The 17825-nt window shown below is 44.3% G+C and carries 6 protein-coding genes; 1 reads left to right on the top strand and 5 read right to left on the bottom strand.

The window, feature by feature from the left end; translation table 11 throughout:
• Nucleotides 1-117: 117 nt before the first annotated feature.
• The 5 genes from N8M93_RS10075 to N8M93_RS10055 form a co-directional block, all read right to left on the bottom strand.
• Nucleotides 118-5244, bottom strand: a complete 5127-nt coding sequence (locus N8M93_RS10075; protein ID WP_261131515.1) for a GH92 family glycosyl hydrolase — start codon at nucleotides 5242-5244, stop codon at nucleotides 118-120.
• Between the two features lie 91 nt (nucleotides 5245-5335).
• The gene (locus N8M93_RS10070; protein WP_261131971.1) at nucleotides 5336-9514 is read right to left on the bottom strand and encodes a glycoside hydrolase family 2 TIM barrel-domain containing protein; all 4179 of its coding nucleotides are present in this window, start codon (nucleotides 9512-9514) and stop codon (nucleotides 5336-5338) included.
• A gap of 492 nt (nucleotides 9515-10006) precedes the next feature.
• Nucleotides 10007-13141 carry a glycoside hydrolase family 97 catalytic domain-containing protein gene (locus tag N8M93_RS10065; protein WP_261131513.1) on the bottom strand — a complete coding sequence of 1045 codons (3135 nt, stop codon included), beginning with the start codon at nucleotides 13139-13141 and terminating at the stop codon, nucleotides 10007-10009.
• Between the two features lie 623 nt (nucleotides 13142-13764).
• Nucleotides 13765-15675, bottom strand: a complete 1911-nt coding sequence (locus N8M93_RS10060) for a PTS fructose transporter subunit IIABC (RefSeq protein ID WP_261131511.1) — start codon at nucleotides 15673-15675, stop codon at nucleotides 13765-13767.
• Between the two features lie 348 nt (nucleotides 15676-16023).
• Nucleotides 16024-16680 carry a hypothetical protein gene (locus N8M93_RS10055; protein WP_261131507.1) on the bottom strand — a complete coding sequence of 219 codons (657 nt, stop codon included), beginning with the start codon at nucleotides 16678-16680 and terminating at the stop codon, nucleotides 16024-16026.
• A gap of 723 nt (nucleotides 16681-17403) precedes the next feature.
• On the opposite strand from N8M93_RS10055, the gene N8M93_RS10050 reads away from it, so the two are divergent.
• Nucleotides 17404-17769, top strand: a complete 366-nt coding sequence (locus tag N8M93_RS10050) for a DUF2750 domain-containing protein (protein ID WP_261131969.1) — start codon at nucleotides 17404-17406, stop codon at nucleotides 17767-17769.
• The last annotated feature ends 56 nt before the right edge of the window (nucleotides 17770-17825 follow it).

Below are 17825 nucleotides of genomic sequence, written 5' to 3'. Positions count from 1 at the left end.
TTGTTTCTACTAGTTTAGCACAAATTATCTCAAAATACAGAAAATGACTGGGTGGAAGCACCAGAACCGTCCCCAAAAAAACTACCACAGCAAAATCTGCTGTGGCAGCCTATCAATCTATTTAATCGTATTTTCTTTATTTAATTTTTCGATCTGTTCGGCAGTCAATGCTTCTTTATAAACATTCACTTCATCGACCAGGCCTTTCATCTGGAGCCCCTCAGGGTTCCATGGTGCGCCGCCTATGATCAATGGGTTGTCATTCGGCTTGATCGAAGTTGGTCCAGCTGGTACATTGGCGACTTCTTTTCCATTCAGATAACCGATGATCCGTCCATCCTTTTTCCAGGTCATCGCTAAATGTGCCCATTCTCCAGCTGGAATCTCACCTTGATTGAAGGAATAGCGTCCATTCTCAGCCCAGATTTCCGGATAAAGGCCTTTATTGACGCCAAGCACATACCCATCACCGATATTCGTCTTGCCGATGATTTTTTGATCAGACTCCGGGTCTTCAAGATTGACCCACAGGCCAATCGTCAGTTCATCGCCGCCATTCAGGAGCTCATCGGATGGGACCTCAATCCAGCCACCATCCAGTTGGAGAGCTTTGCCGAACTTTCCATCTACGAAAGCGGTATTTCCTGATAGTTCACCGTCAAGTCCATATGGCGAATGATCTTTTACAGTACCATCATTCTCTTCATCGAATTTCAAGGACAAGACGGGTTCATCACGGTACAAGGCTTTCAGCGTCCCGGTCAGATCATTCAGTTTCACCTCATGGATACCGAGCTCCACATCTTGAACCGTAAAGGATACCGTTTCACTATCACCTGCTTCAAGCTGGACCGTCTCCGATTCGACCAGTTCACCGTCAAAATAAAAATCGAGTTGTTTTTCACCTTCCATCGAACCGATATTAGAGACGTCAGCCGAGATGGTGGCATCTTCCCCAGGATCAACCTGACCCGTTTTCAGATTCGAAAGCTCGAAGACCGGGACTTGTGGAATTTCTCCTTCATAAGCCCAATCTCCTGGTTGTCCGCTTTTACCATACCGGGTGATTGATTCGATCAAGGCATTGCCTTCTGCATTCAATTGTTCTTTCGCATCCCTGGTGATATGGCCCGGCTTTTTCTTGTTCATCAGCTTCAAGAAATCTTCGGAATGCTTGGCTGCTTGATCGAAGTTTTCTTTTTCAAGATGTTTCCCGATCTGCTTTAGTTTCTCGTCAAGCTGCTTTTTCAATGGACCTTCAATCTTGCCTTCCTCAACGAACGATTGATAGATTCCTTCGAATTCCTGGAACGTTTCATCGATATCATCGAAACCGAGAAGTTCAATCTCCGCCACTGAAGTAGAAGAAGCTCCCTGGTTATCCTTGATGATCAAGCGGTAATACGCATATTCACCAGGGTTTTTGATTTCAAATGGTTTGGTGAATTTTCGCCATTTGAAGTCTTCATCCTTCCGTTCATCAAGGATGGTCCAGTCGCTTCCATCGTTCGATCCGATCAGCACCCAGCTTTTCGGATCCTGCTCTTTGTCCTCACCGGAAGTAAGTGTGTACATGAGCGCTTTTTCAGACTGATCCTCAAAATGATACTGGATCCATGGCTGCTTGCTCTCGAAAGTCAGACTCGTACGAGAGGAATTGTCGAACAGCGACTTTGCTACGCCTTGATCACTGTGGATCGACGTACCATCCGCATGATCGGTCAGATCTTCCATCGGATCCGGAAGCAGCGTTGAACCGTCGGTGGAAGTGTCTGTGATCGATTCTGGCAGTGCATCATGCGACGTTCCCCACTCAGACGGTTCCGGCCCCATCTCGAAATCCAAAGTTGCGCCTTCGGCAAGGACGTCATGTGGGATGGAGAGCTTATCATATGGCTTGCCATTCACTTTCAGGCTTTGCACATATTTGTTTTTATCGCTTACTTCCGGTGCCCGGATGACGATGTCTTCTCCATTTTCAAGATGGATCGTCATTTTCTCAAAGTAAGGTGCACCGATCGCATATTCCGGAAGCCCCATTTGAAGCGGATAGAATCCGGCGGCGCTGAAGAGGTACCATGCCGACATTTCTCCGTTATCCTCATCGCCAGGATAACCCTGTCCGATTTCACTGCCGAGATAAAGTCGTGACAGGACTTCACGTACCTTTTCCTGTGTCTTCCACGGTTGGCTTACGTAATTATACATATACGGAATGTGGTGGGAAGGCTGATTGCTGTGCCCGTACATACCCATCCTTACATCTCTCGCCTCACGCATTTCATGGATGACTCCACCGTAATGACCAGGATGAAGTGCCGTTTCAGGAGTAGAGAAGAACTCATCAAGCTTGTCAGCTAATTCATCTTTTCCGCCATAGAGATTGGCGAGCCCTTGTCCATCCTGAGGGACATGGAAAGCCATGTTCCAGGCGTTCGTTTCCGTATAATCGCCTCCCCATTCTTCAGGGTCATAGGCTTCAGGCGTCGAACGCCATTCTCCAGTCGGCTCTTTCCCCATGAAGAATCCGACTTCCGGGTTGAACATGTTCACGTAATTCTTCGCCCGGTTGATATAGTATTCGTGATCGGTCTTCAATTGCTCATTTGATGGATCTTTATCAGAAAGGGCGTTTGCCATATTTGCAATCGCGAAATCATTGATATACCCATCCATCGCCCACGACATGCCCTCACCTGTCGTGTTGCTCGTATACCCATCGAATATCGATGTCGCCAATCCTTTCCGGCCGACGCTCGCATCCTCACTGGCGACCGCCGCATTTTTCAGTGCAGAATCATAGAATGCCTCGACGTCAAAATTACGGACACCCTTTAAATACGCATCTGCAAAAGCGACATCTGAGCTCGTCCCGACCATCAAATTGGCATAACCAGGAGATGACCATCTGGAGATCCAGCCACCATCTTTATACTGCTGGACGAACCCATCGATCATTTCACCTGCCTGTGTCGGGGTGAACAAAGTATAAGCAGGCCAGGAAGTCCGATACGTATCCCAGAACCCGTTGTTGATGTAAGGTTTTCCTTCAACGATCTTGGCCCCAGTTTCTGTAGGTGTGTTTTCACCGACTGGTTCTGAAAAAGGACTGGCATACTTGTATTCCGGATCCTCGTTAGTCCCTGTGTTTTCATACCCGATATTCGGATACAAGAAGAGACGATACATATTGGAATAAAGCGTTACAAGCTCCTCTTCACTTGCACCTTCCACTTCGATGATGCCCAGTTTGTCATTCCAAAGTTCTCCGGCACGTGCCTTCAGATCTTCAAATTGGTCATCTTCTTTAATATCCTGTTCCAGGTTCTTTTTAGCCTGATCGACACTCAGCAATGACGTCGCGATTTTCATCGTTACGGTTTTATCGTCACCGGATGTATCAAAACGGTAAAAGCCGGATACATTATCTCTGCCCTCACCCGTCAATTTCCCGCTATCGATGACCGGCTCATTAAACTCTGCATAGACGAACATCCTTGTCGCCCCAGCAGAAAGGCCGCTCCGGACATCAGTGAAACCAGAAAGGCTCTGATTATCCGGGTCGAGCGTTAGTCCGCCATTATTGTTCACATTGTCGAAGATCAGGTTCGATGTGTCTCCCGTAAACGTAAACTTGAACATGGCTGCTCGATTTGTCGGTGTCATCTCAGTCTTGATCCCATTTTCAAACGTCACGCCATAATAATGGGGTTTTGCGATTTCATTCTCATGCTTGAACGCGAGGGCCCGTTCTTTACGATCCGCTGATGGCTCATCCGCCGTCGAAGCAGAAGGCATCACCTGGAACGTCTGACGGTCCCCCATCCATGGACTTGTTTCATGACTCAATGAAAATGACTGGATTTCCGGCAGATTATCGTCGTTGTTCGATTGCTGGTAGCTATAAAGCCAGCTTGTCGAGCCTGCATTGGTCACCGGTGCCCAGAAGTTGAACCCGTGGGGCACCGCTACAGCAGGAAAATTGTTCCCTCTTGAAAAAGTCGAATTGGAATTCGTCCCGCGCAGGATATTGACATGATCCACAGGGCTTTCATAGGTCTCTTGCTCAGGATTGTCATCGATTTTGATATCGTCGATCGATCCTTTGAAAACACCAGGTCCTTCACCTTTATCATAAGCAACAAGAATCCGGTCGATCGTCTTCCCTTCTGCCACTTCCCCGATGGAAGCACGTTTGACATTCCACTGGTTCGAATAAAGGGTTTTCGACTCACCCTGCGCCTGCGGGTTCAATTTTACGCCGTGCTGATCGCGTGCTTCGAGCTCGCTCAGATATGTACCATCTGTAAAAGCAAGATCGACAGCTACATACGTACTCGAATAATCGAGATGATCCTTATCAGCGAATTGTGGATGGATTGCATAGGAAAGGACGGTTTCGGGTTCCACCTTGATATTGACATCGACGATTTTATTGTAGGAATTAGCCCGTCCATCCGCTTCATGCTTTCCTTCATACGTCAACGCTTTCTTCCCTGTCCATCCGACGTTCGTCTTTCCAGTGTAACTGTTCGACGGTCCCTCTCCCAGTTCCGTCGTCATATGATCAGAAGTTTCTGGCGGCGGAGCATCGATTCCGTTCGATAAGGCGATCTCTGCCAACTGTGTAAGGTCATCGCCTGCATTTTCCGTGATATCGAATTTGTAATGGGTATAGCTGTCTTCATTCTCGAATTCATAGATTTTGCGCTCAAAACGCTCCTCATAGCTTTCATTGGATCTGCTGTCGATTTCTGTCCAATCTTCACCGTCGTTTGAGCCATAAAGTTTCCAGTTCTTCGGATCCCTTCCCTGTGCATCATTTGCTGAAGTGAAGGCATATTTCACGATATTGACTGGCTCAGGGAACTTGAATTGAAGCCAGGCCGTCGGTTCGAAAGCAAGCCATTTTGTTTGGGCGCTCCGGTCGATCAAGTTGGCTTCGATTTCATTCGGCGGATTGCTTGCACTTGCTGTCACTTCCTCCACCTGGTCCGTGATATCTCCCTGGATCGTATCGTAAGGGACGTACCCACTCACTCCTGAGGACTTTTCGTCCCCTGAAGGATCGATTTCAACCGTATTTTCCCACGTCAATTGGGGATCGCCTTCTTCAAAAGAGGTGAAGAAATCCGCCCCGGTGTCTTCCTCAGCTGCAGCATCCTGTCCGCTTGAGAACATCGGGATCAACAAACTGAAACATAAAAAGATTGAAAAGAAATTCGAAAAAGATTTTTTCCTCATCTTATCCTCCCAGAAAGATTCCGTCTTAAAAATCAATTCTCCTTAGTTAAGGTCGGGGCTGACTTATGGCACAGCCCCTCACATTTCAGGCTCAATTGATGATGTTGAGCTGGGCTGTATCGGTTTTCACCGTCTTACCATCTACCGTCACTTCTGCCCACACATCAATCGATTCAACATCGCCTACATCCGTTTCCAAATATAAAAGTTTGTTTTCATACTGGGTATCGAAACTCACCAGTTCAGGCTGGCTGCTGAAGTATTCCACGGTCGCATCAGCAAGGTCCAGAGAGTTTCCGTCACTCATTTTTCCGGTGACGATCATCTCCGTCAATTCCCCTGGTTTGATTTCGACAGGCGATAATTCCAGGCTGGCTCTTTCCAACGTTGCTTCTGTCTCCTGTCCTTCAACCGTCAATTTCGCATCTGCCCAGGCACCATGACCATGCCCGATGCCGTCCCCAGCTTCCTTCATGACCAGCTTCAGCTCTTCTTTTCCGCGGATATCCAGGCTGATGAATTTTGCCGGTGTGCTCCGTTTCATCCTTTCAGTCTCATACACTTTCTCGCCATCGAGCCACACTTCGAATTGGAAGAAGCGTCCATCCCGGTCAGCGTGCTGCTCGACGCCGACATAGGTTTCAAACAAATCGAAATCCCATTGCGAAAGGTCATAGACGATTTCTGAATTCGCATGGATTCCGAGTCCTTTATCATAGATGGCAGGTCCATCTTCGCCCATCAGCGTGATCTTAGGGCCAGCGACAGATTGGTCTTTATTGACCGTGCCCCATCCGGTCGTCGCAGACTCCCAGTTGATATCACTCAGATGGAGATAGGAGACTGGTTCGAACTCGATCGTATAGGTTTCAGTCAAAAATCCATCAGCAGTCGATACATGGATTTTCGTTTCGCCAGGCAGCTGTTCAGCTTCTTCGATCTCGATGACGAGGTCCTCCCGTGCTGGTACGACTTCCACTTCAGGAACAGACTGCTCTACTGCTGCTGAGAACGTCTTTTTATAGTTGGTGATATCTGAGTGGAACTTTTCAAGAGATTCCCCATTGACCTTGATGTCCTTCAGCAATTCCAGGTCGATCTGCCGTTTGCTCAATTCCATCGCAGACTGGCCAGCCTCGAACGGCTTCAATGTGTAGTTGTATGAATACGTCTGATCGGCGTAAAGCATATATTGAGGCAATGCAGTGCCGCCCCAGCTGTTCCATACACCCATTTGTCTATGGTTGACGGTCAGTACGATGTCCTCAAGCTTTTTGAGGTCGAACGGGTGTGCAGCCTGTTCGATGTCGTCCTCCGCATAATGGAGAGCAGAAAATTCGAACTGAGGCAACCCTCCGACCATCAATCCAGTCCCGTCATCATTCGTCAAGGTCAGCCAGCGGACATCGGTTTTATTACCGGATTCCTGAGGACGCGGATATTGGAAGAACTGCTCGTCCACCGTACTGTTATAGACATCCACAGGTGCACCTTCTTTACGGTCCCAGTAGGTGTCATGCATGCCGCGGCCATACCAGGTCAAGTTTTCAAATTGACCAGGAATCATCAGCTCCATACCGACTGCAGGGATCTCGGATAATGAATTGTCCGGTTTGACGGTGCTCCGGACGACCACTTCCCCGCTTCCGTAAATGAAGTAGCCGAGCCTGTACTGGGAATCGCCAGTTGCAGGGAGGGAAGCATCCACCTGGATATGGACGACCTTGTCACTGATCTCCCGTACTGAAATATCGTTAACGGCCATGTCCCGTCCCGCATATTGCCAGGGTCCGTTCCTGCTCAACATACCGTTCATAAAGTCATTGTCATTCCGTGGACGCCAGAAGTTCGGCATCGGCCCTTGCTTGAACAATTCTTCACCTCCATGTTCAAAAGAGGTGAGTGTCCCCTGTTGCTTGTCGAACGTGATTTCAAAGGATTCACCTGTCACCTTTACCGACGCCTCCTGATCATCTACGTCGATCGTCGGCATATCGTCCGTAACGAATCCGGGTGCTTCCGGCGCATCATATGGCATTTTGAATTGATGATGCGCGACCTCATGTCCTTTTTCAGCCCAAGAAGTGTCCTCTGGTAATGTAAAACTGAGGTCAATCCAGTATTCTGATCCAGGTTCCAGCTCCGGCTTTTCGATCGGGAGCGTGATTTCCTTTGTCTCACTGCCTGGAAGATCGATATCCAGCTTTCCTTCCTGAAGCACTTCGCCACCAGCTTTCAACGTCCATTTGCCATTGAATTCCTTCAGATTCGTGAAGAGATTTTCATTCCATAGTTCAATCTTGTTGTTTTCAAGATCGGTCTCTTTCACTTTGATATTTTGATAGACTGCTTTGACATCATAGAGTTCTGGCTGAGGAGTCCGGTCCGGATTCAACAGTCCGTTCATCAGGAAAATGCCATCATTCGCATAGTCTCCCCAGTCCCCTCCATAAGAAAAGAAGGTTTCTCCTTTATAATTTTCAGGGATCGGCAGTCCATCGACACCACCATCAACCGGCAGCCTCACCGATTGGTCGACAAAGTCCCAGATGAACCCGCCTTGCAGATTCGGATACTTGTCGATCAGCTCCCAGTATTCCTTGATGTTCCCGACGCTGTTCCCCATCGCATGGACATACTCACACATGATCAACGGGCTCAGACTGCCGGATTTCCCGTGATTTTCGAGCGTGGAAAGACTCGGATACATGTAACTCGTAAAATCTGCAAGACTATTATCCTGCTGGAAATGGAGCAGGCGTGTCGGATCATAGTCTTTGATCCATTCTGAAGCATCCTTGAATACTTGCCCTGAACCTACTTCATTTCCCATCGACCAGAAAATGACGGATGGGTGGTTCTTGTCCCGTTCCACCATCGTTTTGATCCGATCGAAGACCGCTTTGCTCCAGTCCGGGTTGTTCCCTGGGAACGGCCGCATGTCATGGGATTCGTTATTTGCTTCGTCTAAAATGTAAAGCCCATATTCATCCGCCAACTCATAGAATTTCTGTTGGAATGGATAATGTCCCGTACGGACTGCATTGATATTGTATTTTTTCATGAGCTTGATATCTTCAATCAATTGTTCTTCCGTCAACGCATATCCTGTGTCAGGATGAACCTCGTGGCGGTTCACCCCTTTGATGACGATCGCCTCGCCGTTGATCTTCACCTGTCCGTCTTCGAGTTCAATCTCCCTGAAACCGACTTTATTACTGAGGGTCTCGATCGTTTTTCCGGAAGGATCCTTCAGGTTGAAGACCAATGTATACAGGTTCGGTTTTTCTGCTGACCATTTCAGAGGATTTTCTACAGGAATCTCCTTGCTGACAGCGTTTTCATTTTTAACATCGATCTCAAACGGTTGATCGAATACAGCCCGTTCATCCTTGTCGTAAAGCATTGCCTCGATCTTATACTCTGCCAATCTACTTTTCTTTGCATAGTCGATGACATCCCCGTTGATCTTCAAAGTTGCATCTTCATACGATTCATCCAGATCCGTTTCGATTTTAAAATCATTGAGATGGACGTCCGGCGTAGAATAGAGGTAAACATCACGGAAGATCCCGCTTAGATCGATCATGTCCTGGTTTTCCAGCCATGCACCGTCAGACCATCGGTACACTTCAACGGCAAGGGTGTTTTTCCCAGGCTTCAGGTGATCCGTGATGTTGAATTCTGCAGGGGTGAAGCTGTCCTCACTGTAGCCGACTTTCTCCCCGTTCACCCATACGTAAAATGCGGACTTCACGCCCTGGAACGAAATGAATGTCTCCCGCTTCTTCCAGTTGCCAGGTACAGTGAACTCATACCGGTAAGATCCCACTTCATTATGCTCGACGGGTACCTCAGGCGGCGCGATCCGTCCATGTCCCTGCCACGGATGGCGCTGGTTCAAATAAATGATTTCCCCGTATCCTTGTACCTGCCAATTGCTCGGTACAGGGATGGTAGCCCAGTCCGTATCGTTGAAGTTTTCTTTGTAAAAATCCTTCGGCCGTTCATTCGGATTCTCAGACCAATTGAATTTCCAATCCCCATTCAAAGACTTATAGTATCTAGAACTTTCTAGATCCCCTTTAACTGCTGCCCTTTCATTATTGAAAGGGATTGTCTTGACACTTGCAGGTTCCCGATTCACTTCAATCGTTCCGGGAGTCCCATTCCACTCTGAAGGGCCGTCATCCTGCGCATTTGCGGTAGAGGAATGGCTGCCCATCATGCCAAGAGCCATAAGAAAAACAAGCACAAATAAACCTTTCATTGCCTTCAATACTGTTTACCTCCCATGGTTTGTAATGAAGAAAAGCAAATATGCGTGCACACCCCCATGACTTAGTTAATAAAATTAATTTATAAAGTGGATTCGTGTTGTCCAAGATTTGTTTATATTCCATTATCCTACTTTAAAAACATTCAGTAAAATCGAAAATTCTACATTTTTCTCGCTACTCATGCACTTTTATACAACTAATTACCCAGTTTCCCTATAAAATGATGTCGAATTTTGTATGGTTTTCTGGATACTTGCAAGTTAAACACAACCTATTTCCTGTTTATTTAAAAAGAGCTAATCATTTACATATCGATGACAAAAAAGCCGCAAGTAAGATGTTAAACCTAATCGTTCAACATCCTACTTGCGACAAGAATCGGTGGGAGACAGACTATAGTCCGCTTTTCTTTTTCGACATTGATTGGGTGCGGGGAACCGTTCGAAAAGGAAGCATGAGAACCGTCCCCAATTATTCCCCAATTATTCAATTACCTCAATCGGGCCAAGCGGTCCACTATATACGCCACCGCCACCTCGGGCATCGAATACTCGAATACTAATGACATTTTTCTCCCCGAAATTGATTTCTTCTGCTGGAATTTCATATTCACGATCCCAATCCCACGCAGAGATCATGCCTTCTTCCCCTTCACCGGTCGGAAATTCACCGGATTGGGCGATCTTTTGTCCATTGAAATAGGTGGCATCGACATCATCGATTCTGCCTAGTTTCACTTTCAATGAATGACCTTCCCATTCGGCTGGGATATCGATGGACTTTCGGTACCAGCCGAAGACATAATCTTCGTGATAATTAGAGTGGTCTTCCCAACTCGATGGAAGCGTGACTTCTTGCCACTGGCTATCGTCAAAGGCTGGATCTTTCCAGCTTAGGTCGTCTCCTTTTTGGAATAACCAGGTTCCGGCCATTTCAATGACCGGCAATGCAACAGATTTGGGTTCAGAGTCACCGATCGCTGTTTGATAGATCCCTGCCTCTTGCGGTACTTCATACGTGAAGGTTACTTCCTTGGTACCGCCACCAGGTGCTGCAGGGACCTCTACTTGCTGTCTGTCTACTACCTCGCCATTTACAATAAGGGGAACATCAGCTGTTCCTTCATAGCTGCCATAGTTCGTCACGGTAGCTTTCGCTGTGATTGTTTGATCAGCTGCTGAGACTTCAAGCCCGCTATAGTCATAGGTCGGTTCTTTTTCGGTCACGGTTATGGTCTTATTATCGAGACCCTCAATGCCGACTTCATGATCTCCAATTTCAAACAATTGATCAAAACTCAAGGTTGCTTCCTTCGTATCTCCTGGTCCCACACGGATCGATTTTTCAGCAACAGTTTTACCGTCAACTTTCAGAGCGAGTTGTTTACCTACTGTAAGATTCCCTTCATTGGTGACATCCACTTTCACCTTGAAATCATCATTCGATTGGATTGTCTCCGGGACATGTGTATATTCCATCGTTATCGCAGGGGCCTCATAATCAGGAATCTCTTTCGCTTCCTCTTTGTCAGCTGGATAGAGTCTTACAGCATGTCCACCCCCTGCTGCCATTGAAGCCACGAGTGTATCTTTCGAATCAACAAGGACTCTATCAATCGAAACGGATGTAGGATTCGTCTCTAAATCTGCTTCCGGTCCATCCGAGTAAATTTCTGCAACATATTTTTTTCCGTTTTCCAAGAAGTCAAGAGGTACATCCAGGTCTCTTGCATTTTCATCCGTTATGCTTCCGATATACCACTCTTGACCACTGCGGCGGACTATCGTAGCATAATCACCAATTTTAGCATTCGGCACCATAATATCATCCCATGTTACCGGGACATCTTTAATGAACTTGAATTCCGGCAAAATATTTCCATTGTCATCCTTATAGTTTTCTGGTAAATCTGCAACCATTTGAGTCCCAGTTGAAATCGTTACATAGAGTGCTAGTTGTTTGGCACGTGTGGAGTGTACCCGTGTATCCGCATGAGAAATCTCCACATCAAATATACCTGGCGTAAAATCAATCGGGCCGGCCATCATTCTAGTAAACGGCACAATCGTATCATGTTCCGGCGGATTGTTTTCATCTCCGAAAGCAGCATATTCCATTCCCATCACACCTTCACGACTCATCCAGTTCGGATAGGTACGTTCAAGTCCTGTGGATTTAATTGGTTCATGCGTGTCTATCATGATTTGGTATTCGGCAGCTTTCTTTACTGCATTATTGTAGTGATTCACCATATATTGTCCGTGGTGTTTCTGGCCCTCTGGATTATGCATACCATGATCAGCAACGTACCCGCTCTTGATGGCGTGGATTCCTAGCTGTTGATATAAACCATATGCACCATCCATTTGTTCCTCATAATTCAGAATATCCCCTGATGTTTCATTATGCATGATATAAGATACATTGTGATCTTTTGCATATTGGACAACTTCCTCTAAATCATAGTCAGGGTACGGTTCAGTAAAACTGAATTTATCGCCATTTTCAATCCAATTACCATCCCAGCCTATGTTCCATCCCTCGACTAATAGACCGATATTTTGATTTTCAGTGTCTAAATAATCATGGGCAAAATCGATATACCTTTTGGCGTTATCCGTCGTTGCCCCATGTTTTTCTCCTGATGACCAAGTTGACTTGCCACTGATCATCTCCCACCAGACACCAACATATTTCATAGGCTCGATCCAGGATGTATCCTCTATCTCAGATGGTTCATTAAGGTTTAAGATCATATCCGATTCAACAAGATCGCCGGCATCCTCACCGATTTGTATCGTCCTCCATGGTGTTACAACAGGTAAATTTTCTTTCTTTACTTTCACATCACTATTAGGCCATGGAGCTAAGTAACTTTTCAAAGTGTTTTCTTTTCCATCAACTGCCTTCAAAGCCATACCTGAATAATCGATCAAAGCTGCTTCATGGATTGTAAGATGTAGCCCATCCGGTGTTTTCATCGTAAATGGTGTACTTACCTCGTCTACTTCACTTAAAGGAGTTTGAGTATAGTTATACTCATAGCTGTCCCAGTCATTAGGAATCCACCAAGAAGTATTATTGTTGGAAAAGCGGAATTCTGTATCCTCAGAAGTGATCTGAAGGTTTTGATCAAGGTTTTCCTGTTCAGGCAGTACATAACGGAAACCGACACCATCATCAAATACTCTAAATTCAATATTCATTTTCCTGTTAGGTTCGTCTTTTTCCTGGAGATGAACAGTCAATTGTTTATAGTGGTTTTTAATTTGTTTCTTTTCTCCCCAAACAGGCTTCCAATTCTCATTGATGTTTTTCACTGAAGTATTTATAATTTCGAAGTTGTTTTTCATTGAGGCTTGATCTTTGAAGTGGAAACCTAATGAGGATGGCTCAATCAAATTTTGCTTACCATAAGAAACTTCATATTGTGGCTCGCCCTTATCCGTCAGACGAAAATCAACGTTGACCTTTCCATCAGGTGAACTTATGGATGTTTTCATTACCTTATGGGTATTCCCTGTTTTTTCCGGAGGGTTTGCCCAAACCATGGATACGGAAAGCGATAACATCATACAGAAAACAATCAACCAAATGAAACTTTTTTTGATAGCCATTTTCTCCTCCCAATATTTGAATTGATTGAAAGATTAACTAAATAAACCTCCTTTCCCACCAATTGATTACGCTTTCATGCATTTTATCATGGTAAGATGGAGGATAATTACCTATTTTTCTTCATTTTTTTGTTCTAAGATGCATTATTTTGTCATTACGATTTATAGGTATTTCCTATTGGTTCTTTCATTTTTCTTAATAAAGGATCCCAGTTAAAAAAATGATTTGATCAAAAAGTTATTTTCTTATGTTTTCGGGAAGTTCTTTCTTAAACTCCTTGATCAAACCTCTTATCTCTTTTATTAATTCTGCCTCTCTATACATTTTCCCCTCCCTATGTTTTTAATGGTTATTGTTCTATTTAATAAAATTTTGTAATTTAATGAGAAATTAGCGCTAAATGTAATTCAGGAAAATAGTCATCGAATCCGGCGGGAAAAGAGAAGTCCCTTTGAAAAGAAAAAAGTGCCGATTTCTGGCACTTTCTATATCATATACCATTTATCTAAACGCCATTTGGAGGAGAGTCTTTGATGATTCCATCATGTGCTAATTGGTCCACGGAATCTTTGATACCTTAAACAGAGCAGAGGACCTTCTTAAACTAAGATCCTCCTTTTTGTTATTCAATCTCCTCCAGCAGTTGATATGCTTCTTGTTTCGTGTTCACCTGCAGCAGTCTTTCTCTGAAGCTTTCGTCCATCAGCTTCCGGGAGAGGATCTGCAGGATTTTCAGATGTGCGTCCCCTTCACTTTGTTTCGGGACAGCGATCATGAAAATGAGCTTCGCCTCGGTATCGTCGAGGCTATTCCAGTCCACTCCCTCCTTTTTGATCCCGAAAACGACGCTCGGTTGTTTCACGGCATCTGATTTGCCATGCGGGATCGCAATGTTATCTCCGATTCCCGTCGTCCCTTCCTTTTCACGAGCCAGGATCGCTTCTTTAAAACCTTCCTTCGACCACAGCATGCCTGCTCGATCCAATTTTCCAATCATCTCATCAATGACTTGATCCCGACTCGCCCCTGCCAAATTGATATCAATCAGATCCAAATTCGTAATATCTGTCAGCTTGTTGATCTCATTTTTTTCAGACGGTTCCTCAATACTCCCTTCAGTTTGTGTTCCTTCTTGCTCGACATCTCCCTGAACATCTTTTTTCAACAAGTTCACCATCAACGCGGTCACAATCACCCCAACAATGACAGCAACGAAGAACATGAGTACATTATCGACTGCACCGAGCACCGCAACGATTGGTCCGCCGTGTGCAACCCTGTCACCGACATTCCCGAGCATTGCGATCACTGACCCTGTCATCGAACCGACCATGATACTAGGGATGACACGCAATGGGTCCTGTGCTGCGAACGGAATCGCACCTTCTGTAATTCCGAAAAAGCCCATCGTGAAGGATGCTTTTCCGGCTTCACGCTCTGTATCTTGATATTTCTTTTTATTGAGGAAAGTCGCGAGTCCCATGCCGATCGGCGGAACACAGATGGCCACCGCAATCGGTCCCATGATGCCATAGTTTCCTTCACCAATCATTGCAGCGCCGAAAAGGAACGCCACCTTATTGACCGGGCCACCCATATCAAAGGCAATCATCGCGCCAAGGATCAACGCCAATAAGATCGAGCTTGTCCCTTGCATCCCTTCTAGCCATGAGGTCAGCCCCTCAAAAACGGCTGCAACCGGTGCACCGATCAGGTAAATAAACGCCATACCGACGATAAAGGAAGCAATGACTGGAATGATGATAATCGGCATGATCGGTTGAATCGCTTTCGGAACCTTCACTTTCTTGATCCACAACGCCACATAACCCGCTAAGAAACCAGCAATGATACCACCTATAAAACCAGCTCCGGCTTCGCTTCCGTAAAAACTTCCATCCGCTGCAATATAACCACCGACGACACCAGGAGCCAATCCTGGTTTATCGGCAATACTGTAAGCGATGAATCCAGCTAGAATCGGTACCATGAACGTGAATGCCGCTCCACCAATCGCTTCGATGTTTTTCCACATCGAACCTTCCGGAATGACGAGGCCTTCAGGCGTTTTCTCTCCACCAATCGTGAGCGCGATCGCTATCAGCAACCCACCAACGACAATAAATGGGACCATGAAGGAGACACCACTCATCAAATGACGATATACCGGATTTTCCTTTTTCGAAGTGGTCGGCAGTGAATCGCCGCTTTCCTGAGCTTGATAAATCGGAACCTCACCGCTCATCATCTTTTTAATCAGCTGTTCAGGATTACGGATCCCCTCCTGGACTCCGACAATCAGCAACTTTTTACCAGCAAAACGATCTTTCGCCACCGTTTTATCCGCAGCGATAATGATTCCTTCTGCTTCCCGGATGTCTTTTTCCGTAAGTTCATTTTCAACCCCAATGCCGCCCTGGGTTTCAACCTTCATTTCGACCCCCAGCTTCTCCGCCGCTTTTTGAAGATTTTCAGAAGCCATATACGTATGCGCAATCCCATTCGGACATGACGTAACCGCTAATATTTTCATATATCTTACCTCCTCCTAATCGTAACCGTTTACATTAGCCTTTAAGGAAACAGTCGAGAATAAAGCTTATTTTGTTACCGTAACCTAGATAATACATAAAAATACCCCAAGTATAAAAGCATAACGGGTTCACTTGTGAGGTGCAAAATGCAAAAACGCAAACCAAATTCCAAGCTAAATCACATAGTATTCGTTTAATGATTCACATCAAAAAGGCTTAGAGGAAAATCTCCTCTAAGCTTTTTCTTTATAATTAAAGCCTCCGATAATTGAAAACTTGAGATAATTTTGTATATTGTACCGTTAATTCCTAATTCCAGCCATTAGATTACAGTTTGAATTACTTTATCATTTTTTGTATTCATAGTTATCTTTAAGTTCTTCCGTTATTCTCTTAAAATCTGCTACTGAATTCCAAAAATCTCTGTCCATTTCTCCTTCTTCAAGAGCTTGACGAAATTCACGCCAAAAACTTACCTGTGCGTGTTCAATCCTGTTGTTTAGAGATTCGTCATGACGATATTCTTCTAGATCTTCAACCACCTGTGTTGCTTGGCGATCAAAAAGTGATTTGAATATCCACATGTTTTTAATTTCATCCAATGTAAAACCATCATTTTCCGCATTATTAACATAGCTTTCTAGTTTATCGAAAGAATTCTCAAGAGATGTGAGACTTTGGATCAACTCCTGTCTTTCCTCTTCTTTTTCTATCATATAGAAGCCTGGTATTGCCATGATAATTAAAACAACCATGCTGCTGACGATTATTTTATTTTTCTTGTTCAAGTGATCACCTCGATTAAGAATTCTGTATTTGCTGATTAGCCCCCTAATTTCAAGCTTGAGATAAGCCCGTGTTTTTCGAGCATCTTTTTTAAACTCCTCTTTTAACAGTTTTAGAAATATAACCAAATAGACACTAAAATAAATAAGACCGATATCAATTCTGTAATCTAATACACTGCCTTCACCAAAATAAGGATTAACCATTGGAGCAATCAAATCGTGAATAATCCAAGATATTTAGGCAACAAACTTATATCTGAATTGAAAAAGCTGTCCTTCCTGACTTTTTGTTCTTCTGGAGCAGTCATCTTCCAGAATCTTGCTCGTTTGTTGAATACCATTAATCAATGTTTGATATCTATATTTTAACATATTTTTCTAGTTTCCTTTCGAAATCCATTCCGCTTTCCGAGTTTCTGATAAGTGACTCCGAAAACAGTATCCGGTACTGGGTAGCCCATCAAATAAAGAGCGGTATCGAACAAATTCGAAACACAAATCACACATAAATTCACAACTCTCCAATATTTATTTCACCCCTTGCGAAATGGTATATGAATTCATATATAATTTTAGCAACAAAACTTTAGGGAAGTATTGATATAACAATAAAAAGCGCACTGTGAATTTTAGTCGTGAAAAATCCAGTGCGTCTTAAATTGATATTTACTTGTTTACACCTTTGAAGTAAACCCGTTAAGGCATAGGGTATTTTTATAGATTACTTTTTATCTTGTAGGAATTTAGTGTGTTTATATTCATCCTTTTATCAGCAGATTTATTGAAGATAATATGTAAATTTATGTTAAAATAAAAATAAAGACCTTGAAAAAATGTTATTCAAATAAGGGGGCACTTGCTGAATAAGTTTATACAAGTGGACAGGTTAATAAAATGAGTATGATTTTATATAGATAAGGATTGAAAAACTTGAATGAAATGGAATTTGAAGCAGTTAGCAAACAACCTGCTAATATAAGATACGAGTATTTTATTAAAAAGGTTGTAGATTATGAGGAAGTCTGGGGATTATATAACGATGGCTGGGCAACATCTCAAGATGAAGAAAGTAAAATGCTTATACCATTCTTTCCAAGAAAAGAATTTGCTGAAAGCTGTATTAGAAAAGAATGGGCAGGATATAAAGCTAAGCTAATAGATTTAGATGAATTTATCAATGAATGGCTTATTGGGATGAAAGAAGATGGAATAAGACCTTCAATTTTTCCTAATGAAGAAAATACAGTAGTTGTAAACATTGAAGTCCTTATTAAAGATTTAGAGACAGAACTAGAGAACTATTAGGAAAGTGATACAGCATCCTATCACTATTCAATTAAGGGGGATTTAATAGTTAAGTA

Source organism: Bacillus sp. Marseille-Q3570, assembly GCF_946151055.1.
Classification (GTDB): domain Bacteria; phylum Bacillota; class Bacilli; order Bacillales; family Fictibacillaceae; genus Pseudalkalibacillus.
The sequence above is the reverse complement of the archived record's forward strand: the minus strand, read 5'-3'. Positions and strand labels throughout refer to the sequence as shown.

Coding starts and splice junctions, on each gene's coding strand:
- N8M93_RS10060 (WP_261131511.1), bottom strand. CDS start 15,675: ATGAAAATATTAGCGGTTACGTCATGTCCGAATGGGATTGCGCATACG.
- N8M93_RS10075 (WP_261131515.1), bottom strand. CDS start 5,244: ATGAGGAAAAAATCTTTTTCGAATTTCTTTTCAATCTTTTTATGTTTC.
- N8M93_RS10050 (WP_261131969.1), top strand. CDS start 17,404: ATGGAATTTGAAGCAGTTAGCAAACAACCTGCTAATATAAGATACGAG.
- N8M93_RS10070 (WP_261131971.1), bottom strand. CDS start 9,514: ATGAAAGGTTTATTTGTGCTTGTTTTTCTTATGGCTCTTGGCATGATG.
- N8M93_RS10065 (WP_261131513.1), bottom strand. CDS start 13,141: ATGGCTATCAAAAAAAGTTTCATTTGGTTGATTGTTTTCTGTATGATG.